The sequence below is a fragment of the Leptolyngbya sp. FACHB-8 genome, assembly GCF_014695575.1.
Lineage (GTDB): Bacteria > Cyanobacteriota > Cyanobacteriia > Elainellales > Elainellaceae > Vacuolonema.
On record NZ_JACJOO010000095.1, the window covers coordinates 82,258 to 101,872 of the forward strand.

Annotated in this window: 15 protein-coding genes and 2 tRNA genes; 11 read left to right on the forward strand and 6 right to left on the reverse strand. The window is 50.7% G+C overall.

What is annotated here, in order from left to right; all coding sequences use genetic code 11:
• Positions 1-76: 76 nt before the first annotated feature.
• On the forward strand, positions 77-1,669 hold the full coding sequence (locus tag H6F91_RS27040; RefSeq protein WP_190774044.1) for a hypothetical protein: 1,593 nt from the start codon (positions 77-79) through the stop codon (positions 1,667-1,669).
• 896 nt (positions 1,670-2,565) lie between these two features.
• Complete coding sequence (sigC, locus tag H6F91_RS27045) at positions 2,566-3,828, forward strand: RNA polymerase sigma factor SigC (protein ID WP_190774045.1); 1,263 nt, start codon at positions 2,566-2,568, stop codon at positions 3,826-3,828.
• 267 nt (positions 3,829-4,095) lie between these two features.
• Here sigC and H6F91_RS27050 read toward each other — a convergent pair whose 3' ends face one another.
• Positions 4,096-5,187, reverse strand: coding sequence for a hypothetical protein (locus tag H6F91_RS27050; RefSeq protein ID WP_190774046.1), 1,092 nt, complete (start codon positions 5,185-5,187; stop codon positions 4,096-4,098).
• An 842-nt stretch (positions 5,188-6,029) separates the two neighbouring features.
• Here H6F91_RS27050 and H6F91_RS27055 point away from each other — a divergent pair.
• From H6F91_RS27055 to H6F91_RS27065, 3 genes are all read left to right on the forward strand, one after another.
• The gene (locus tag H6F91_RS27055; protein ID WP_190774048.1) at positions 6,030-7,460 is read left to right on the forward strand and encodes a form I ribulose bisphosphate carboxylase large subunit; all 1,431 of its coding nucleotides are present in this window, start codon (positions 6,030-6,032) and stop codon (positions 7,458-7,460) included.
• Between the two features lie 76 nt (positions 7,461-7,536).
• Complete coding sequence (locus H6F91_RS27060) at positions 7,537-7,935, forward strand: chaperonin family protein RbcX (RefSeq protein WP_190774049.1); 399 nt, start codon at positions 7,537-7,539, stop codon at positions 7,933-7,935.
• A 68-nt stretch (positions 7,936-8,003) separates the two neighbouring features.
• Positions 8,004-8,366: a ribulose bisphosphate carboxylase small subunit gene (locus H6F91_RS27065; RefSeq protein ID WP_190774050.1), complete on the forward strand. Its 363-nt coding sequence runs from the start codon at positions 8,004-8,006 to the stop codon at positions 8,364-8,366.
• Between the two features lie 697 nt (positions 8,367-9,063).
• Here the strand turns inward: H6F91_RS27065 and H6F91_RS27070 are convergent.
• A complete protein-coding gene (locus H6F91_RS27070; protein ID WP_190774051.1) occupies positions 9,064-10,008 on the reverse strand; it encodes a pentapeptide repeat-containing protein in 945 nt (314 codons plus the stop codon).
• Positions 10,009-10,179: 171 nt separating this feature from the next.
• Between H6F91_RS27070 and H6F91_RS27075 the strand changes: the two genes are divergently transcribed.
• Positions 10,180-10,251, forward strand: a tRNA-Thr gene (locus H6F91_RS27075).
• Between the two features lie 455 nt (positions 10,252-10,706).
• Here the strand turns inward: H6F91_RS27075 and H6F91_RS27080 are convergent.
• A tRNA-Arg gene (locus H6F91_RS27080) sits at positions 10,707-10,780 on the reverse strand.
• Positions 10,781-11,082: 302 nt separating this feature from the next.
• Between H6F91_RS27080 and H6F91_RS27085 the strand changes: the two genes are divergently transcribed.
• The 5 genes from H6F91_RS27085 to H6F91_RS27105 all read left to right on the forward strand — a co-directional run bounded on the left by H6F91_RS27085 (position 11,083) and on the right by H6F91_RS27105 (position 15,925).
• A complete protein-coding gene (locus H6F91_RS27085; RefSeq protein WP_190774052.1) occupies positions 11,083-11,754 on the forward strand; it encodes an Npun_F0813 family protein in 672 nt (223 codons plus the stop codon).
• A 188-nt stretch (positions 11,755-11,942) separates the two neighbouring features.
• Positions 11,943-12,950: a hypothetical protein gene (locus tag H6F91_RS27090; RefSeq protein WP_190774053.1), complete on the forward strand. Its 1,008-nt coding sequence runs from the start codon at positions 11,943-11,945 to the stop codon at positions 12,948-12,950.
• Positions 12,951-13,372: 422 nt separating this feature from the next.
• A complete protein-coding gene (locus H6F91_RS27095; RefSeq protein WP_190774054.1) occupies positions 13,373-14,476 on the forward strand; it encodes a transposase in 1,104 nt (367 codons plus the stop codon).
• On the forward strand, positions 14,476-14,670 hold the full coding sequence (locus H6F91_RS27100) for a hypothetical protein (RefSeq protein WP_190774055.1): 195 nt from the start codon (positions 14,476-14,478) through the stop codon (positions 14,668-14,670). The genes H6F91_RS27095 and H6F91_RS27100 overlap by 1 nt, the downstream gene beginning before the upstream one ends.
• A 46-nt stretch (positions 14,671-14,716) precedes the next feature.
• The gene (locus H6F91_RS27105) at positions 14,717-15,925 is read left to right on the forward strand and encodes a class I SAM-dependent methyltransferase (protein WP_190774056.1); all 1,209 of its coding nucleotides are present in this window, start codon (positions 14,717-14,719) and stop codon (positions 15,923-15,925) included.
• 229 nt (positions 15,926-16,154) lie between these two features.
• Here H6F91_RS27105 and H6F91_RS27110 read toward each other — a convergent pair whose 3' ends face one another.
• The 3 genes from H6F91_RS27110 to H6F91_RS27120 all read right to left on the reverse strand — a co-directional run bounded on the left by H6F91_RS27110 (position 16,155) and on the right by H6F91_RS27120 (position 19,229).
• On the reverse strand, positions 16,155-16,895 hold the full coding sequence (locus tag H6F91_RS27110) for a 4'-phosphopantetheinyl transferase superfamily protein (protein ID WP_190774057.1): 741 nt from the start codon (positions 16,893-16,895) through the stop codon (positions 16,155-16,157).
• Positions 16,892-18,139, reverse strand: a complete 1,248-nt coding sequence (locus H6F91_RS27115; RefSeq protein WP_190789575.1) for a glycosyltransferase — start codon at positions 18,137-18,139, stop codon at positions 16,892-16,894. Before H6F91_RS27115 ends, H6F91_RS27110 begins: the two co-directional genes overlap by 4 nt.
• 307 nt (positions 18,140-18,446) lie before the next feature.
• A complete protein-coding gene (locus H6F91_RS27120) occupies positions 18,447-19,229 on the reverse strand; it encodes a response regulator (RefSeq protein ID WP_190774059.1) in 783 nt (260 codons plus the stop codon).
• Positions 19,230-19,615 lie beyond the last annotated feature (386 nt).

The window sequence follows — 19,615 nt, forward strand, 5'->3', positions numbered from 1 at the left end:
GGTTGAGCTTCCCGAAACGGGTTTTCGATGATGCTTTAAGATAAAGTCTGAATTTTTGGTAACGATAATAAACGCCATGTTGCGAGACCTTTTTGCCCGCGAAGCCCTGGCTCAGATCCCGATTATTTTGACCTTGTGCGATCGCAACCCCCACAGCCCCACTTACGGCTGTTTTGATCGCAACTTCTGGCATTACAAAATCATCGACTTCCCCAGTGGCATGGCGCAGGAGTTCGTCCTTCCCCTGACCCTGGCTTATCAGACCGATTTACCCAGCAACCCCTTCTACCAACAAGATGTTATTCGCGACTGGGTAGAAGCTGGAATCCTCTTTGCTGCTCGCAGTGCTCATTCTGATGGTTCCTGCGACGACTACTTCCCCTTCGAACGGGCCGGTGGAGCTGCTGCTTTCTCGTTGCTGGCCTGTCTAGAGAGTTATCGCCGCTTGGGCCTGCAAGACGATCGCATGCTCCGCTTCTTTACGCGCCGTGCCGACTGGCTTGCCCACCACCAGGAAAGCGGCCAACTGACCAATCACCAGGCATTAATCGTACTGTGTCTGGAAATCCTATCGCCCATGCTCAACACCAACCAATGGGATCGTGCCAAGGCCCAGCGGTTAGAGCAGGTACTCTCCTGGCAAAATCCTGAAGGTTGGTTTCAGGAATACGAAGGTTGCGACCCCGGCTACCATACACTGACAATTTCTTGTCTGGCGTGGATTTACGAACTAAATCCAGACCCCCGCATCAAAGAAGCCTTAATCAAAGCTGTCAACCTGGCAGCCCAGTTTGTCCATCCCGATGGCTCCTTTGGCGGCGAATACACCAGCCGCAACACTTACAACTTCTTCCCCGACGGCTTTGAGCGCGTTGGTAAGTGGATGCCCGAAGCCCTTTCCATCAACGATCGCTTCCTCCAAGGCTTAGCTACAGGTAAAGCTCCCTGCTACGCCGACGACCACATCATCGGCCACCACACCTGGAACTATCTGCTAGCCTGGCAAGACTTTATCGAACAACGCCCCCCCGTCTGGCCTCATCCGGATGGTCGGGTCTGGCTAGAAAATGCGCAAATTCTCATCGATCGTCGTGAAGGAACTGAACTATATCTGGCCCTCAATAAAGGCGGTGTGTTCAAACTCTTCCGCAACAACCAGCTTGTTGTCTCTGACACCCAATTCTCCCTTCAGGCCCGTCAGGGGAAGAAGCTAAAAAATGCTGTCGGCCACCTCGTTGGCGGCTATATTGTCGAGGTCGAACCGAACACAATTACGATTCGTGGCAACCTCGGCTGGGCCAAACAAAAACAAATGACCCCTCTCAACCTGATGATTCTGCGAATCGTCATGCTGACAGTCGGTCGCTTCTTCCCCAACCTGATCCGATCGCTTCTCCAAAAAATCCTCATCGTCGGCAAAAAGCCCGCTCCCTTCCGCTTCGTTCGCCGCCTCCACTGGTTCAACGGCCACTGGAATGTCTCCGACGAACTCAAAGCCGAATCTTGGGACAACGTCCTTACTGCTGGTATCGGAGCCGACCAGACCTCCATCTACGTCGTCATGAGTCGAACCTTCCAATCTGGCCAACTCCAACCCTGGCTCGATCTCACCGATGAAGTCCGCCAACTCTCCCCCAATCAATCTCTCAAACTAGAACGCCAGCTCTAACAAAAAAGACAGAGCTCTATCAACATGCTCGCCATTCTTCTCAAGTCCTTGATTTTGTGCGCGACGCTCACGCAAAATCAAGGGCTTGAGAAGAATGGCGAAGGTACTGTCTATCCTAAAGATTTGTTTTCTTTGGCGCGTAAATCTAATTCAAACCCTCCGATGCGAAGCGCCACACTCATCATTCACCGATTGCCCTTTGCTTGAGGGGGTTTAAGGACGGTGCTCCGTCCTCCAGGCTAGGGATTTGAGGCGCGATGCGTCCCCAAGCCAGGTTTTGAATACCTACCATACCCACAGCTCATTCCAAAAAGCTATTGCAAAGAGCTCCTATCAACGTAAAAAACTGAGTTCGGATTAGGGCATTTTCGAGTACCACACGTTGCGCGGCACTCGAAAACGCCCTAATCCGAACTGAGGTTAAAAAACAATTTAGTTCAAAGCCTAGAAAAACATCGAACCATCTATTTTTTCCAAAATCTACTCTGATGAAGTTTCTCTAAACCTGAAAAGGGAACTTATACAGTGCGCAGTTACCTGATAAGTTCCCTGCTGTCGCTTTGCAAAGGGATTTGATAGAAAATCCCTCCACAAACGAAGTCCACAACTTCGGATTTACCATCCTGATTCCCATTCCATAACCGTGTCATAGCTTTCATAAAAGCTTCACAAAAGCCTCCTATCTCTTTAAGAGGGATTTCGGGAATTCTCCGGTAACCCCCTGTATATCAATGAAGATTCGGGGCTCTTGCATCTCATCTCGTAAACAGGTCAAAAAACGTGGAACTTCAAGATTCTCCTACAGTCTTGATGACTTAGCCCTGATTTGCGGGAACACTAACCGTAGCGAACTCGAACGCCCCCTTGCCAACTCTGGAGCCACTGAGACGATCACTATGCCAGCAAAAACATTCTTTGCCGATGCTGAATATGAGGATTCGATGAATACACTTGATTCATCGAATAACGGTCCCGACCTGTTGCCCTCAGATTTAGAGAGTCAGATTGACAACGACCTGGCAACCCTAGACGTTGAGTATGGCAAATCTGACCCCCGAGGCCAGGCAGCAGGGCGACGCACCACCGACCTGGTACGCCTCTACCTACAAGAAATTGGCCGCGTACGGTTGCTCGGGCGTGACGAGGAAGTTTCAGAAGCACAGCGAGTGCAGCGCCACATGGCTGCTCTTGAGCAGTGCCGCAAAGCTGCCGAAGAAGGGGATGCCGTCCTACAACGCTATTTGACTCTGATAGAAGCGCACGATCGCCTGACCTCTATCCTGGGTCACCGCCCTTCTCTGGAACGCTGGGCCGCGGAAGCCAATATTGTTGTGACTGACCTCAAACCCACCCTGTCGGAAGGCAAGCGACAGTGGGCTGAGTTGATTGGCAAAACCCTGGAAGAACTGGAAACTATGCAGGCCGAAGGCATCGCTGCCAAGGATCATATGATCCGAGCCAATTTGCGTCTGGTAGTATCCGTGGCGAAGAAATACCAGAATCGGGGTCTGGAGCTATTGGATTTGATCCAGGAAGGTACCTTAGGCCTGGAGCGGGCCGTCGAGAAGTTTGACCCCACCAAGGGGTACCGCTTCAGCACCTACGCTTACTGGTGGATTCGCCAGGGGATTACACGGGCGATCGCCACCCAAAGCCGCACCATTCGCCTCCCGGTGCACATCACCGAGAAGCTCAACAAAATCAAAAAGGCCCAGCGCAAGATCGCTCAGGAAAAAGGCCGTACCGCCACGGTGGAAGACATCGCCAAAGAACTGGACATGACCCCACCCCAGGTACGCGAAGTGCTGCTGCGCGTTCCCCGTTCCGTTTCTCTAGAAACCAAAGTGGGCAAAGAGCGTGACACCGAGCTGGGTGACCTGCTCCCCGAAGAAGGCATTTCCCCTGAAGAGTTGCTGATGCGCGAGTCGTTGCAGAAAGACCTGCAACAACTCCTCACCGACCTCACTAGTCGTGAGCGTGACGTTATCCAAATGCGGTTTGGTCTGGGTGATGGTCAGCCTTACTCCCTGGCTGAAATCGGTCGCGCCCTCGACCTCTCACGGGAACGGGTACGCCAGATTGAAGCGAAAGCTCTGCAAAAGCTGCGTCAACCCAAGCGACGCAACCGTGTACGCGACTATCTAGAATCCCTCACTTAATAGGTTAGTTCGTCTTGATTGAAAAACAAGACGCGACGGTTTAACTTATGAGGCTTTCCTCTGAGCCGTATAAAACCGTTTGGATAGAACAGAACTAGGGGTCCCTTTGGGAACCCCTTTTTTATTCAACCTGAGTTCGGGTTAAGTGTGTTTTCGAGTGCCGCGCAACGCGCGGCACTCGAAAACGCTCATTTTGGCGTGCGCTTTGCGCACGCCAAAATGAGCACTTCAGCTTATCCCGAACTGAGGTTATTCAGTAGCGACATACTAAGGCACAGCCTGGATGCTCAGGGTAACGAGTAGATTGCTCTGCTGGGGAATGCCACTTGTTGTAGCAGGGGTAAATGTCCAATTACGAAGCACTAGACAGCGAGCCAAGTCTGTGTAAACAGGATTAGGGGACGCGCCTTCTTCAAAAGCATCGATCACACGTCCATCCGTATCGATTACCAGTCGTAGCGAGATCTGTTCTCCAAAGGAGACTTGGCTCTCCGGTGTTATCACACAGGAGTTTGGGTCTGTGGGGTCAGACGTGAAGTCGAGGGATGTTTGGACAGGTTGAGCCGGGACTTCAGGAATATCAGCCGTTGCATCCAAAGGTAATGCACTCCCAGGCGTGAGGCTTGCTAACCCGCGGCTAGGCGATACCTGTTGTGGCGTTCCAACATCTGGTAAACCATCCGAAGTACCCTCTGCTCCACCGGACGTAACGCTGTCATTTTCTCCAGGTAACCCAGCTCCCTCAGCGGAATCAGATGGATTAGGCACTGGCCCAGGCGAAGGAAGTGGGTTACCTGATACGACCGGAGGTCCGGTTTCTGGAGGACTGGATGGTAAATCCTGGTTCGGCTGAGGCTGCTCTGTAGCAGGGTCTTGAGTGGGTAAGGGCTCCTGAGGAAGGGGAGACGGATCTGGCACGTCAGAAAAATCGGCCGGGGGTTGGGGAGAAGCAGGTGTAGTATCCGTAAAAACTGGATTCGGTTGAGGTGTGAGGGGTTGTGGAACTGGTTGAGGAGCAACAGTGGGTGAAGGTTGAGGGGCTGCGGCCGGAGCAGTAGCGGCAGGTGCTCCAGCAGCAGATGCACCCGCAAGTGCTGGGTCTGCTGGGGTGGTAGCATCATTCAACGCAACCCCTCCCAACTGAGAAGCGTCAACCAGTTCAATGGGTGTTGGCTCCGTGCCTGTGCCTGTAGATTGAGGGGAGAGCGATCGCCACCATACTGGCGCTAACCATAACGCTGCCAAGTGCAACCCCATAGAACCGGCAAATAATCCTAACCAAAATCGCTTCGGTTGCTGGTAACGAAAGCGTTCGGATGAAAGCCGGGGGGATATATCCATGTTAAGGAGGGGGGGCATAGTCTCAAACACCTCCTGCGCCGAGGACGACACTGGCAGTGTTGACGAATTGCACAACAATATTTTCAGGCAAATTAATAATGCGGGACAGCCAGACCTGAAACGATGAAGTGTGACGTTCGTTTGTACCCTCCCTAGAGGAATTACGTCGTCCGTCCATCACGGCAACCCCGACAGAAACATAACAAAAACGTTACAAACAATGATAGTAAATACTATCAATTTCTCCGTGGCCTGGTTTTATAATAGCGACCTCTGAAAGGCAATGATTCTAACTAGAGTATTTTCACAAGCTCTGCTCAAGAAATTGATAGATAGTTCTATCTCCTGCAGGGCTTTGAAAGTGTTTCACTGCTGCTGCACAAAGTGTTTCCAAAATCAATCCTTTTTACTGAAAATAGCGCACGTTTATGCCGTCAATGACGTTCTCAAAACTCTAGAGTTCCGATTCACAAAGCTTTTACAAGCTTTGAAAAAGACGTGCTATTTTGTGATATAGACGGGTCTGGTATAATCTCAGAACTTAATTTTTTAGTCATATTTTTTGCCTTACCACAGGTGTGTCTCATTCACATACCTTAAGAAAGATAAATCCTTATTATAGAGAGTCAAAGAAGATTCAACGTTGGGTGAATTCATTCCCTGATATAGTTTGTGTTGAGCTCAGATCAGGGCAAAACGAACAGGTTCTACAGCTCGTTGCCGTCTGGGGAGAGCCTGATAAAAAAGACTTGGCTGATTTTTATCAGTTTTAGTTCGCCGTTAAGGCAGCCGATGTACATTGCAGCGCAGTGTACAGTGGTTTAGGCACGTTTATTGCAAGTTCACAGGAAGGGAAACTGATGTCTTACTCGCAAACGAAAACCCAGGCTGGTGCTGGGTTTCAGGCCGGTGTAAAAGATTACCGCCTGACATATTACACGCCTGATTACACTCCAAAAGATACCGATATTCTGGCTGCCTTCCGGATGACACCCCAACCCGGTGTTCCCCCCGAAGAAGCAGGCGCGGCTGTTGCGGCAGAATCCTCCACCGGTACCTGGACCACGGTGTGGACTGACCTTCTCACCGACCTGGATCGCTACAAAGGCCGTTGCTACGACATCGAGCCCGTACGTGGTGAAGACAACCAGTACATCTGCTACATCGCTTATCCTCTCGACCTGTTCGAAGAAGGCTCTGTAACCAACATGCTGACCTCCATCGTGGGGAACGTGTTCGGTTTCAAAGCTCTGAAAGCTCTGCGTCTAGAAGACCTCCGGATTCCCATTGCTTACCTGAAGACCTTCCAAGGTCCTCCTCACGGGATTACCGTTGAGCGTGACAAACTGAACAAGTACGGTCGTCCTCTGCTGGGTTGCACCATCAAGCCTAAGCTCGGTCTGTCTGCTAAGAACTATGGCCGCGCGGTTTACGAGTGTCTGCGTGGTGGTCTGGACTTCACCAAAGACGACGAAAACATCAACTCCCAGCCCTTCCAGCGTTGGCGCGATCGCTTCACCTTCGTTGCTGAAGCCATCCACAAAGCCCAGGCTGAAACTGGTGAGATCAAAGGTCACTACCTGAACGTGACCGCTGCTACCTGCGAAGAAATGCTGAAGCGTGCTGAGTATGCGAAAGAACTCAACATGCCCATCGTTATGCATGACTTCTTGACCGCAGGTTTTACCGCGAACACCACCCTGTCTCACTGGTGCCGCGACAACGGCGTTCTGCTGCACATCCACCGTGCGATGCACGCGGTAATCGACCGTCAGAAGAATCACGGTATGCACTTCCGCGTACTCTCAAAGTGTCTGCGTCTGTCGGGTGGTGACCACATCCACACCGGTACCGTTGTGGGCAAACTGGAAGGTGACAAGGCTGTTACCCTCGGTTTCATCGATCTGCTCCGCGAAAACTACATCGAGCGTGACCCCTCCCGTGGTGTGTACTTCACCCAGGACTGGGCTTCTATGCCCGGTGTAATGGCAGTGGCTTCCGGTGGTATCCACGTATGGCACATGCCTGCTTTGGTTGACATCTTCGGTGATGAGTCTGTTCTACAGTTCGGTGGTGGTACGCTGGGTCACCCCTGGGGTAATGCGCCGGGTGCAACCGCTAACCGGGTTGCTCTGGAAGCTGTGGTTCAAGCTCGGAACGAAGGCCGCGACCTGATGCGTGAAGGTGGCGACATCATTCGTGAAGCCGCTCGTTGGTCTCCTGAACTGGCTGCTGCTTGCGAACTGTGGAAGGAAATCAAGTTCGAGTTTGAAGCGGTTGATACCGTCTGATGCTGATGGATGGGGGATTCTGAGGTCGGAATGGGCCTCTCTACTCCAGCTTCAGATCCCTATCCAGAGTGAGGTTATGAATCTCAATCAGATTGCAAAGGATACGGCAAAGACAGTCATTAGTTATTTGACCTACCAGGCTGTTCGGACAGTTATCGCTCAGTTGAGTGAAACAGATCCTCCCAGAGCAATCTGGTTGCAACAATTTTCCTCACGCGAAAAGGTTCAGGATGGCGAAGCCTATTTGCAGGCCCTTTTCCGGGAACAGGCGACTCTCGGCTTTCGAATTTTGACTGTACGAGAGCACTTGGCTGCAGAAGTCTGCGATTTCCTGCCGGAAATGGTGCAAACAGGCATTCAGCAATCTAACTTGCAACTCCGCTGTGAGCAATTGGAACGGATGACGCAGGTGGATGAAGGGGCGATCGCCCGGCCTCCTGATGAACCCTCCTCTGAATCTGAGGGCAATGCATAGAGGGTTTCACGAACCTGTTGCATTCAAACTCAAACCCGTTTTTCCTCTATCACGACATTGAGAGAACCATGAAGACTTTACCCAAAGAGATTCGTTACGAAACCTTTTCTTACCTGCCTCCCCTGACGGATGCCCAAATCAACCGTCAGATCCAGTACATGCTTGACCAGGGTTACATCCCCTGCGTTGAGTTCAACGAAACCTCTGACCCCGAGGTTCACTACTGGACCATGTGGAAGCTGCCCCTGTTCAATGCCAAGAGCCCTCAAGAAGTACTGTCTGAAGTTCAGCAGTGCCGCTCTGAGTACTCCAACTGCTATGTGCGTGTTGTAGGTTTCGACAACATCAAGCAGTGCCAGGTAATGTTCTTCATCGTGCACAAGCCCGGTGCTAACTCCAACTACGGCGGCGGCAGCGGCTACCGCTACTAGAGAGATCGGTTACTTATTTTGCGTTTCAAAACCATAAATAAGTAAAATCTCACATCAGAGGTTGCTGAACTACACAGTGCTCAGCAACCTCTTTGAAGCAATTATTTCCAAGATGAAAGCTTGGTTTTGAGAGAGTTTATCTCTATAGCGCTGTGCACGTTGGTTAAGTATGGTGATGTGGGGCACGAAGTGCCCCACATCACCGTTGCTGTGCTTAACGCACTTGCACATTGCTATAAAGTCAATTTTCTGGAGTTTTAGCCTTTCATTCTGTACTTGCCAGGGTTGCTTGGAAGGGAACGTGAGGTAAAGTGCGGCATGAAAGACTAGAACTTTATTCCTAATCATGATTCCGTGTTGACGGAGGGAAGCTATCTTCCCTCTTTTTTTAGTTAAAAATCGACGCTATGCCAGTACTCACGTTGACTAAGCAGTGCCATAATGTGCAGCACGAAGTGCTACAGCAGCGGCCACAACGCTTGTATAGTGCTGCTTCTAATTAAATTGCGTAAAGTTATATCAAAAGGAAAGTAGCGGGGCGAAATCCCGCCTCTCTCCTTTTGGTACAAGCCTTCCGGCGATAGCTAAATAACTCTGGGCAGTTTTTCTGAAACCCTTAATTTTGCGTGTGCTTCGCGCACGCAAAATTAAGGGTTTCAGAAAAACTGCCCGAACTCATGGTTGGGAGAAAGGCCCTTTAAACTTCTTCCAGAAGTGGATGCATAATCAGCGTTGTTGCCGTCATACGCGTAGCATCAAGCAGTGTATCCGTCATAATGGCCTGTCGCATATCAGCACCATCCAAATTGCTGCCACACAGGTTCGTGCGCGTTAAATTTGCTTCTCCTAGTCGTGCTCCTGCAAGATCGGTACGTCGTAAATCTGCATCTTGCAAATTTGCACCTCGCAGATCTGCCCCCACTAACGTGCAATCCACCAGGTGAGCTCCAGCTAGTGAAATATCATGCAGATCTCCCAGACTGAAAACGGCCTGCTGTGCATCGACGCCATCCAGAATTGCGTTACAAAGGGTAGCCAGATTTAGGTTGGCTCCGCGCATAATTGCATAGCTGCTGTTGGCGTAACTCAAATTGGCCCAGCGCAGATTCGCATCACATAAACTGGCGCGTACCAAATTTGCGCCTGTCAATATGGCCAGTGTTAAATCAGCCTGATCTAATCGGGCTTCATTCAGAACTGCATCGGAAAAATTTGCTTCTCCAAGAGCGGCTTCAGTGAGGTTAGCCAGGCTCAGTATCGCGTTGCAGAGGCGCGATCGCCGCAAATCTGCCCCTTGCAAGTCAGCCTCGCTCAAAATGGCCTCGCATAGATCCGTGTCACTCAGCTCGGCTCCCTGCAACATGACTTCGCTTAAGTAGGCCTGCCGTAGGGAAGCTCGTTGTAACTTAGTCTGGCAAAGATTCCCCCCCACCAGAATGGCAGACTCCAAATTGGCTTCCTGCAAGTTCGCCCCTTGCAAATCAACCCCACTCAAGTCGGCATAGCTTAAATTGGCCCTTCTTAGATCTAGACCGCTCAGGGCCGCGCCGCTTAGATCCGGAGACTCGTCACTTCTCTGACGCCAGCAATTCCACTGTTCAACATTCTCTTGCAATAACGTTAAATGATTCGAATTTGCCATGATAACGTCTCTTCGTCGGGAAACAGAATCGGCCAAATTCCCGATGGGGACTTATCGGATAGCCTACTGCTATCTTCGGTTACGTAGAGGAATATCCGGAAGGGCAATCTTTCGGATACTTCAAATCAGGTTCAACATTATTCAAGAAGTGCTATACTATTTAATCGGTACGCCGATGTGGCTCAGTGGTAGAGCACTCGATTCGTAATCGAGCGGTCGCGGGTTCAAATCCCGCCATCGGCTTATTTAGACAGAAAAACGTAGTTAGGGCTTAGCAAAGAAATAAAATCTCTGAGGAGAGTGCAAGCTTTGTTCATATCCTCCTTCTCCGAGGTTTTGTTTGACAGCAGTTCTTTATTTGTTTGTGGCGATATGTTTGTCGAGGTAAAACTTGTTCAGGCAGTGTGCGTTCAAGATAAATAATCTGTGACTCTAGATTATGTTTCACATCTGTAAATGAGATATGGAGAAAAGAGTAATACGTGCTCTTTTCTCCATATCCTGTCTATAACTCTCGGGGGTGCTTTAAAGCTGTCTCAAGGGTTGCTTTTCTATCCGCCTTGTGATCCCCAAAAACACTCTTCAAAGCGAGCCCTAGTCTTTATTCTGGAACATTGTTCTATATCTCACAACATGCGGTATGTTGTAAAACGTTCGCGTGCTAGGGCTTCTGCTGACTTAAGGGTTGTAAATTAAAACGCCCCAGGCAGGACTCGAACCTGCGACCGACTGCTTAGAAGGCAGTTGCTCTATCCAACTGAGCTACTGGAGCACGGACGATGAGAAAGCAGCAATGCTAACAGAGAAACTATTCTATGACATCTTACGAGGAATCGTTGCATTCCCCGATAGGATGGGAAGACTAAAAGTCAGCATAGACGGTTGACTCTCAATATATTACAAGGTATCGGATGGGAACGGTAAATCCAGACCGTACCTCCCGGCAAAAACCGAGATACACTGACTGTGTTAGTCCGGGTGTCTTCTTAGTTGAGTCAGGCTACCTGAACCTTGCGATCGCCTTTGGGCTGTGCTCTAGCCCTTCGCCCCAGACAGGAGTAGTTTGCCAGCGTCATGTTTATCCTCAAGCGGCAAGATGTAGAAATAACCAGCATTCCGCACCCAAAGAAGGATCAACAGATCCCAATCTTGCAATACCAGGGGCAACATTTCCGCTTGATCAGCGTGTTCAATGCCGCTCAAGAAGAAGATGCCAAAGCCTTTTGGCGGGATTTAACAGATAACCGTGGCAAAGCCTGCGTCTTGTTAGAAGAGCCTGATCGCTATAGCGTTTGGGGGAAAGTGCGTCTGGATCAGCTTGGGGGCGAGGGAAACGATGCAGCAGAAGGTGATACTGCAGCTTCCTCGTTCATTCAGGCGTGTTTGTTACTCTTACAAGCTGTTTATATTGACATTGAGGATTTGTTGGGAGCGCGGCAGGCCAGCCTGTTTCAGAAGGAAGTCGTCACCATGTTTCAGCAGTGGCGTTTTCCTCATACCGATACGCCAGAAGCTATTAATCAGCTGCTGACGGTTGATCCGCTGGCTTCCCTACAAATGCCTCCGTGGCAAGAACACCACCTCAATACCTTGCTTCAGGAGCTATATCGGCTAGGGAAGCAGCACTTCGGCAATGCTAACTTTACAGGCCGAGTGTTGGATGCCCTTCAGGATATGTCCAGCAATGATCGCAAGCAGTTTATGCACTGGTTGCAGCAATCTCCGACAGGTCAAAGCTGGAAGTAAGACAGAGTTGGTAATCGGCCAGAACGTTACCACCATGCTAACTTTGTCAAAAACTTGAAACGCTTTGCCAGATTTTGAGATAAGGTTTATTGTCTACATTCATTGGTGTGAGAGTCCTTTGAGGCTGTTCATTACACTTTTTCTCTATACTTCAAAAAACAATCCTACGTCTGCCGAGGTTCCGTGTTGTGACTAAGAAAGCCTCTGCTTCCCTCTCTATTCAAGCCATTCTAATTGTGGCGATCGCATGGGCCGTCATCTCCCTGATGTTTTTTCTGCTCTTCAGCGTTCCTCTACCGGGGCAGGGGCGGCCCATCTGGTACAACGTCACGACCTACATCCTGGAAAACCTGGCGTTTTTAGGGGCAGGGTTGCTCTGTTTTCGTAACTGGCGGAGTTCCCAAATTGTCAGCGGACGGGTTGTATGGTTGCTCATTGGGTTGGGCATGATTTCCTTTTTCATTGGCAACCTGATTCTGTTTTGGTGGGAAGTTGTGTGGGGTAAATCTCCCGATGTTTCCCCTGGAGACTTCTTCTTCCTGCTCATGTATGTATTAGTAGGAATCGGGATGTGGTTGGCGATTACCTCTCGGAAACTGAACCTGACCCTTTTGCAGTGGTTGCTTGTGCTTGGGATTGCCGTTGCAGGGGCTGGTTTGTCCTATGTGATTTACAACGGTGTGGGAAGTACAGCAGCATTACTGGAGGCTCCAGCGATCGCCCAGGAAGTGCCAGCAACGACCTCATCTCCAGCTCCCTTTACTGCACCGCCTAACCCATCGGTAGCTCCCACGCCTGCTCCAATCGCTCCCGCCGCTGACGCTCCCCAAGAGGAAAACAGCAATATTCCTGGTTGGGCAAACGCTATGACGGAGCAACTAGAACCTTTCAGTGATGCAATCAGCGTGGCCTACGTAGCTGGAGATTTGTTATTGCTAATGGCAGCCAGTTCATTGCTACTGGCCTTTTGGGGAGGGCGGTTCTCCTTATCCTGGCGGTTTATCGCTGCTGGAGCCTTGTGTTTCTACATTGCAGATACCTGGTTCCTTTACGCAACTACTTACATTACGGATTACCAGACTGGTGCATTGCCCGAGGTATTCTGGATTTTCAGTGCCTGCTTGTTTGCAATGGGGGCAGCGCTAGAGTATGACCTGTCAGGTCGCTCCCGACGTACCAGCCGGAGACGGGGCTAGTAGGCTGCGGCCTAAGTTCGCAACCCATGTTTTTGTGTAGGGTGCGAAGCACCCTACACAAAAACATGGGTGATGGATTTCCGCCTCAGCGTACTAGTTCAATAGAGATAGCGACACGGCATCGGTCGTTATCGCGATGGCTAGAGAATAGGGCGGAATTCTTGCTCCCTTTAAAGACAACTGATTGGTGATCTATAGTCAGTTCAACCAGGCATGAAAGGATGGAATCCTATCCTTTTGCGCCTGATTGAACGGATAGTTGCTAGAAGGAATTGCAGTCAGACTATATTTGTTTGCGATTGTAAGCAGGGTTTAACCAAGTTGTGCGTTAAGATTGATCGGTTGAGAATGATGCAGCTTTCCACCGTGAAAGCTACCATCAGTAATGGATTGGGCGATCGCAACCAGGCGGACTAAGACCTATGGCTCCTCAAAAGTTAACTGAGGCGGACAAGCAGGAAATTTTGGCACTTTACCGCACCACCGATGAAACGACATCATCGTTGGCGGGGCGTTTTAGTGTTAGTACGTCGACGGTTAGCCGCATACTGAAACAGAGCTTGTCAGAGGACGAGTACGATGCCCTGATTCAAAGCAAGCGCGCTGCTGGCAAAGGTTTGAGCCTTGCATCGTCGGACGATGAACCCGATGACAATAACGATGATGTGGAAGCAGAGCAACTTTCGGTTCTTGCAAATGACGAACCTGAGGTTGTTTCCCCTCCTCCCCCTTCTATCCGTCCAAAGCCAGCTAAGCCAGTTCTTGTGAAGGAATCAGCTTCCGCAGAGGATGGCAATGGTGCTGATACAACGGCTGGCCGTTCCCGTCGCCGCCGTTCCTCTGCCGCCGGAGCCGCGCCTGTCGATGAAAATCCTGTCTTGATTGAATTGGAAGAGCTAGAGAAGGAAATTCAGCAAGAGATTCGCCATTCTGTTTACGAAAACATTGACGAACCCTCTGCCGGTCACAAAGATCCTCTAGTTCACGTGGTTGAAACCGTTGCGAAAGACCTCACTATTGAGAACTTAAACAAGCCCGTAGATGTGGTTTTGGCGGAAGAGGAAGACCTCGATGAAGAGGAAGACCTCGACGAGGAAGACCTCGACGATTTGGATGATGACATCCAGGATGACGATGATGATGACTTAGGGGAAGAAGGGGAAGCAGATTATTCTTCAATTCACCTGAAGTCTGGACGGGAGGTCGAAATTCTGCCCCTGGCTCAGGCCACATTGCCACGGACTTGCTACCTGGTGGTGGATCGATCCGCTGAACTCATTACCCGTCCTTTGAGTGATTTTGCTGATCTGGGGCAAATCCCTGAAATCGAGGCTCAGGCCCGTACTCTACCCGTGTTTGATAACCATCGGGTCGCCAAGCGCTTTATGCGGCGAATGCAGCGGATTGTGAAGATCCCCGATACGCAAATGTTCTTTAAGGCCAGCCCCTATCTCCAGGCTAAGGGCATTACACGGTTACTGGTAGATGGTCAGATCTATGGGTTAGATCTGATGGATGAAGACTAATGGAGGGATCCTCATCCTTCACCCCAGAAGAATTGGCAGCCTGGCAACAAACTTTGGAGGCTGCCAACTGGGCTAACATTCTCTGTCATTGCCGACGGTGCGATCGCGAATGGGTCGCCTCCACTGAGGAACCCTGTTCCTGCGGTAGTCGCTCTGTACAGTATCTTGCTTGCTGGCAATTTCCTGATGACTGATCCGCGGGCCGACGGTTTCGGTCGCTCTCTTCGATAGGTTTGACCCATGGTAAAGGAATCTGTGCCTGCGATCGCCCTTAAACCGGGGCGAGAGAAGTCTCTGCGGCGGCGCCATCCCTGGATTTTTGAAGGGGCGATCGCCCGTGTCAGTGGCGACCCTCAGTTTGGAGAGACGGTGGCGGTAACAGCTCAGGATGGAAGTCCTTTAGGCTGGGGCAGCTATTCCCCCCGCTCCCAGATTCGCGTGCGCATGTGGACGTTTGATCCGTCGGAAACGGTGGATGCTGAGTGGATGGCTCATCGGTTGAAGCGGGCGATCGCTTACCGCACGACTCGCCTGTTGAATGAAAGCCATACTGCTTGCCGCCTGGTTGCCGCTGAAAGTGATGGGTTACCTGGGGTTATTGTGGATCGTTATGGCGATACACTCGTCTGTCAATTTCTGGCAACCGGAGCAGAATATTGGCGTTCAACTCTAGTGGAGCAGTTGCAAACTCTCCTACCAGGATTGGATATTTACGAGCGCTCGGATGTAGATGTTCGCGGTAAGGAGCGTTTGCCTTTGCGCTCAGGATTGCTGGCCGGAAAAGAACCGTCTGAATTGCTAGCGATCCAGGAGGGCAATGGGCAGTATTGGGTAGATGTCCGACAGGGGCACAAAACCGGGTTTTATCTTGACCAGCGAGAGAACCGGGCGATCGCCATGCAATCCGCAGCGGGCTGTAACGTCTTAAATTGCTTTTCTTACACAGGGGGGTTCTCCGTTGCAGCCCTGGCCGGAGGAGCATCCCATGTGTTGAATCTTGATGCATCGGCGGCAGCTCTGGCTTTGTCAGAGAAGAACCATGAGTTGAATGGGATTGAGCGCGATCGCTACACCCATCAGGAAGGGGATGTGTTTCAGGTGTTGCGCCAGTTTCACCAGGAGCGGCGGCAATTTGACATGATTATCCTCGACCCCCCAAAATTCGTAGAATCTCAGGCCAGCCTCAACCGCGCAGCCCGGGGGTATAAGGACATTAACCGTCTGGCATTTTTGCTGCTGCGACCCGGCGGTTTGCTATTCACGTTTTCCTGCTCTGGGCTAATGCCCATTGACTTGTTTCAGAAAATCGTTGCAGATGCGGCATTGGATGCTCATCGAGAAGCCCAAATTATTCGACGCTTGGCCCAGGCAGCAGACCATCCTATCCTGCTGTCTTTCCCCGAAAGTTTTTACTTGAAAGGATTTGTTTGCCAGGTGCTGGAAGCTTAGAACCCTGGTACAGTCTTGAATAACCTGAGTTCGGGTTAAGGGCGTTTTCGAGTGCCGCGCGTTGCGCGGCACTCGAAAACGCTCATTTTGGCGTGCACATAGTGCACGCCAAAATGAGCACTGCAGCTTATCCCAAACTGAGGTTGAATACAACGACATCAATTAAGCTTGATTCTTAGTTTTTGGAAAGCCGCGCTCCGTATGGCTTTTCAAAACTAAACGTCCTGCTTCATCGTTCCGACCACTCTCCAAAAGCCAAGGCTGGTAACTTTCCGGCTTTGGACTGCACGGTAACAGCTGCTTGTAATTGGGAGGAGATGTTGAAGCTCCAGAGAGGCCAGTGAGAAGGACGTTGACCATCTGGCAATTGGTGGAATTTGGGTAGCTTATTCGGAGTTAATTCCACATCAATTTGGTTGAGTGGGAGAGTCAGTCCATGTCCCGTTGCCTTAAGGTAGGCTTCTTTGCATGTCCAGGCTCGGAAGAAGGCAAGGGCTTGATCCCGCTCAGGAAGGGCTGAAAATGTTTTTTGCTCTTGGGGCGAAAAATAGCGTTGTACGATGCTTTCCATTTGAGGCACCGGGCGCATCGCTTCCAGGTCGATGCCGACGGGGATGAGGGCGATCGCATACAACGCCCAATCCTCGGAGTGGGTCAGATTGAACTGGATACCTGAGGCATTGACTAAACTGGGTTTGCCATATTTGCCGTAGTCAAATTGCAGACTTTCAGGAGGTCGGTTCAGGTAGGCCCCGAGAATCTGTCTCAGAAAGCCTCGTCCGGTGATGAAGCGATCGCGATCTCTCTCAAACCGAAACCGGGCTGCCCGTTGTAGCTCATCAGCGGAGAGCCATAATTTGGTCTGGTTTAGAAACTCGGGCGATCGCACACAATAGGCCCGCCAAATATGAACCTGCCCCTCCGCCAGGGTTTGAGGATCAAGGGGGTGGCTCCAATCGGGTTGCATCATGGTCGAGAAGTTGCGTAGGCGTCAATACGGCTTTGCCAAAACTGTACCAGGGCATCCACCGCACGATCCCAGTTCAGCTCGTTGGCATAGTGCCGTCCCTGCTGCCCGAGAGCATGACGGAGTGCTGGATCGTCTGCTAAGCGCTGAAGCTTAGTCAAGAAATTCTTGGAATTTTCTGGTTCGAAAAGCAATCCCGTCTTTTCATCCTGCACACTGTCAATAAAGCCACCTGCTCGGGGAGCCAGTACGGGAATGCCAGCGGCGGAGGCTTCTAAGGCGGTTAGCCCCCAGGTTTCTTTGCGGGAAGCACTGACATGGATATCACTATGGGCTAATAAGGCCGGTACCTGTTCTGGGGGAACCCGTCCCAGAAAATAGACGGCGATTCCTGATTGTTGAAGGCGATCGCCAATCTTCTGCTTTAATTCTCCATCCCCAGCAATAATAACGGCCAGCTTCCGCGTTGATGCTCCTTGCGGCTCCCAACCTGACAGTGCCTTCAACAAAAAGCCCCAGCCCTTGTCGGGAGTCAACCGGCCCAAAAATAAAAGCTTGAGGGAGTTGGATAGATCTGGTAGACCATAGTGGGTCTGCCAAAAGTTACTTTCCTGCATCACTTTGCCGAAGGCTACCGGGTCTACGCCCAGAAATGGCCCATACACGGCATTATGCAATCCCCAGTGCTGGACCTTATGCAAGGTTGTCGGGCTTGCTACCAGAGTAGCGTCGTAGGCGTTATAAACTCGGCGGGTAATGAAGTGTTTGGCAAGCCAGCGGAGGGGATCGATCGCCCCTGTGGGCAATGGCAAAAAATCCTCCATGTACTCTAGAAAATTCGTGTGGTAAAAACTCACACAGGGAATGCGATCGCGCTTCGCCAACTTCACGGCTGGAATGCTGCCCAATCCCAAAAAGATACGATCGGGTTCATCGACATGAATAATATCGGGCTGAAAAGATTGGATAGCTGCCTCAAGGGCCGAACCTGCCTTCCCACTAATGTTACGCTCAAACTCCACCCCCATAAAGGGTTCGCTCGGAAGGCTAACCACCTGTACTCCGGGCAATAGATTTCCTACATAGTCTTGCCAGTTGGGGTATACGGTGGCGATCGCCTGATAATCAGGACATAACACTTGTACTGAATGTCCGAGAGTACTCAGGCGCTTGATGCGTTCAGCCACCGTGACAGTTACCCCATCAATGACGGGAAGAAATCCTGAGGTCACAATCGAAATTTTCATGACCGCCCCCCTAGAAGTGAACAGATGAAACGGCTCATCGTCATTCATCCTACCGGACGAAGTCCTAACTCGCGTTTTTATTGTCACAGCTAAAATTTTAAGAGCTACGATATTCAGGACTTACGCATTCTTGTTGTGTGGGGTGTACGAAGCACACCCCATAGTGGACTTGCGTCAGTCCTAATATTTTCAATTTGAAAATGTTCCTGGTTTAAGTTCACCTATGTTTGGTGGTGTGGAGTGCGAAGCACTCCACACCACCAAACATAGGTGAACTCAAGTCATCAAGCACTCAATACGTAAATCACTAACGCCGTGGTCCTATCTGAGAATAGGAACGCGTTGCTGAACCATTATTGCGCTCATGACTGCCGTTACTGGATGGTGTTGAGCTCGATGAAGCACTCGTAAGATCCATATTGAAGCGATACCCAACATTACGCACCGTCTGAATCAGATTCGGCTGCCGGGGATCGACCTCAATTTTTTTGCGAAGCGAGAGGATATGGGTATCCACCGTGCGGTGGTTATCAATTTCGTCTGGCCAAGCTTTCCGCAGTAGCTCCGAGCGGCTGAGCGGTGACCCAGATGCCTGTGCCAATACATAGAGCAGGCTAAATTCTTGAGGAGTCAGATCGACTGTGTTCTCCTTCAGCAATACCCGCCGCTGGATCAGATCGATCTTGAGATCCCCATAATCTAAACAGACCGGAATAGCCGCAGCACGGCTCCGGCGAGTCAGAGCTTCGATGCGGGCAAGAAACTCCTGCATTCCAAACGGTTTCGTTAAGTAATCGTCTGCCCCAGCTCGTAACCCGGCTACAACATCTGCCTCTGACACCCGAGCCGACAAAATCAGCACCAGGGGTTGATAGTGCTGGTGCAGCCAGCGGCAAAACTCCAGCCCATCCCCATCGGGCAAATCCAGGTCAAGCACAACCAATCGGGGTTGGCGTACCTGAAAAATGTCCCGCGCCTGCTGTAAATTGGCCGCCTGATGCACTGTGCAACCGACCTGCTGCAAATGCCAGCCTAGGAGCGATCGCAAATGCGGATTTCCTTCAACAATTTGAATTGCAAATGAAGTCACAGTACCCGATTCCTGTTCGAATCAGTATGGTTAACTTAACAGAGCACTTGTCAAGGTTTTGTAACTAGCGTTACCCACCCTGGATTCGCTGAAGGGTATACCTCAAGAAAATGTGGGAATCCCAGTTCAAAATCCTGTAGAGATCCACGCTTTAACTGTAGACCGATAAATATTTTATTAGGGCGAAAGATGGGGGAAGATTCTTAGCGCCTCCCTCATCCTTCCCCCAAAATATTGGTTTAAGGCTTACGCATTCATGCTGTGTGTAGTGTATGAAGTACCCCACACACAGCATGAATGCCTTTGAATAGGCACTGCTGGAGAAGCTACAGGGCCACAACCCTCGAAATAGCTGCAATATTCTGCACTTGTAAAAACGAATACGG

What these genes read in the sequence shown, in the direction of transcription:
- H6F91_RS27065 (WP_190774050.1), top strand. Translation starts at nt 8,004, where the DNA reads ATGAAGACTTTACCCAAAGAGATTCGTTACGAAACCTTTTCTTACCTG.
- H6F91_RS27100 (WP_190774055.1), top strand. Translation starts at nt 14,476, where the DNA reads ATGGAGGGATCCTCATCCTTCACCCCAGAAGAATTGGCAGCCTGGCAA.
- H6F91_RS27110 (WP_190774057.1), bottom strand. Translation starts at nt 16,895, where the DNA reads ATGATGCAACCCGATTGGAGCCACCCCCTTGATCCTCAAACCCTGGCG.
- H6F91_RS27095 (WP_190774054.1), top strand. Translation starts at nt 13,373, where the DNA reads ATGGCTCCTCAAAAGTTAACTGAGGCGGACAAGCAGGAAATTTTGGCA.
- H6F91_RS27055 (WP_190774048.1), top strand. Translation starts at nt 6,030, where the DNA reads ATGTCTTACTCGCAAACGAAAACCCAGGCTGGTGCTGGGTTTCAGGCC.
- H6F91_RS27050 (WP_190774046.1), bottom strand. Translation starts at nt 5,187, where the DNA reads ATGCCCCCCCTCCTTAACATGGATATATCCCCCCGGCTTTCATCCGAA.
- H6F91_RS27060 (WP_190774049.1), top strand. Translation starts at nt 7,537, where the DNA reads ATGAATCTCAATCAGATTGCAAAGGATACGGCAAAGACAGTCATTAGT.
- H6F91_RS27115 (WP_190789575.1), bottom strand. Translation starts at nt 18,139, where the DNA reads ATGAAAATTTCGATTGTGACCTCAGGATTTCTTCCCGTCATTGATGGG.
- H6F91_RS27040 (WP_190774044.1), top strand. Translation starts at nt 77, where the DNA reads ATGTTGCGAGACCTTTTTGCCCGCGAAGCCCTGGCTCAGATCCCGATT.
- H6F91_RS27085 (WP_190774052.1), top strand. Translation starts at nt 11,083, where the DNA reads ATGTTTATCCTCAAGCGGCAAGATGTAGAAATAACCAGCATTCCGCAC.
- H6F91_RS27070 (WP_190774051.1), bottom strand. Translation starts at nt 10,008, where the DNA reads ATGGCAAATTCGAATCATTTAACGTTATTGCAAGAGAATGTTGAACAG.
- sigC (WP_190774045.1), top strand. Translation starts at nt 2,566, where the DNA reads ATGCCAGCAAAAACATTCTTTGCCGATGCTGAATATGAGGATTCGATG.
- H6F91_RS27105 (WP_190774056.1), top strand. Translation starts at nt 14,717, where the DNA reads ATGGTAAAGGAATCTGTGCCTGCGATCGCCCTTAAACCGGGGCGAGAG.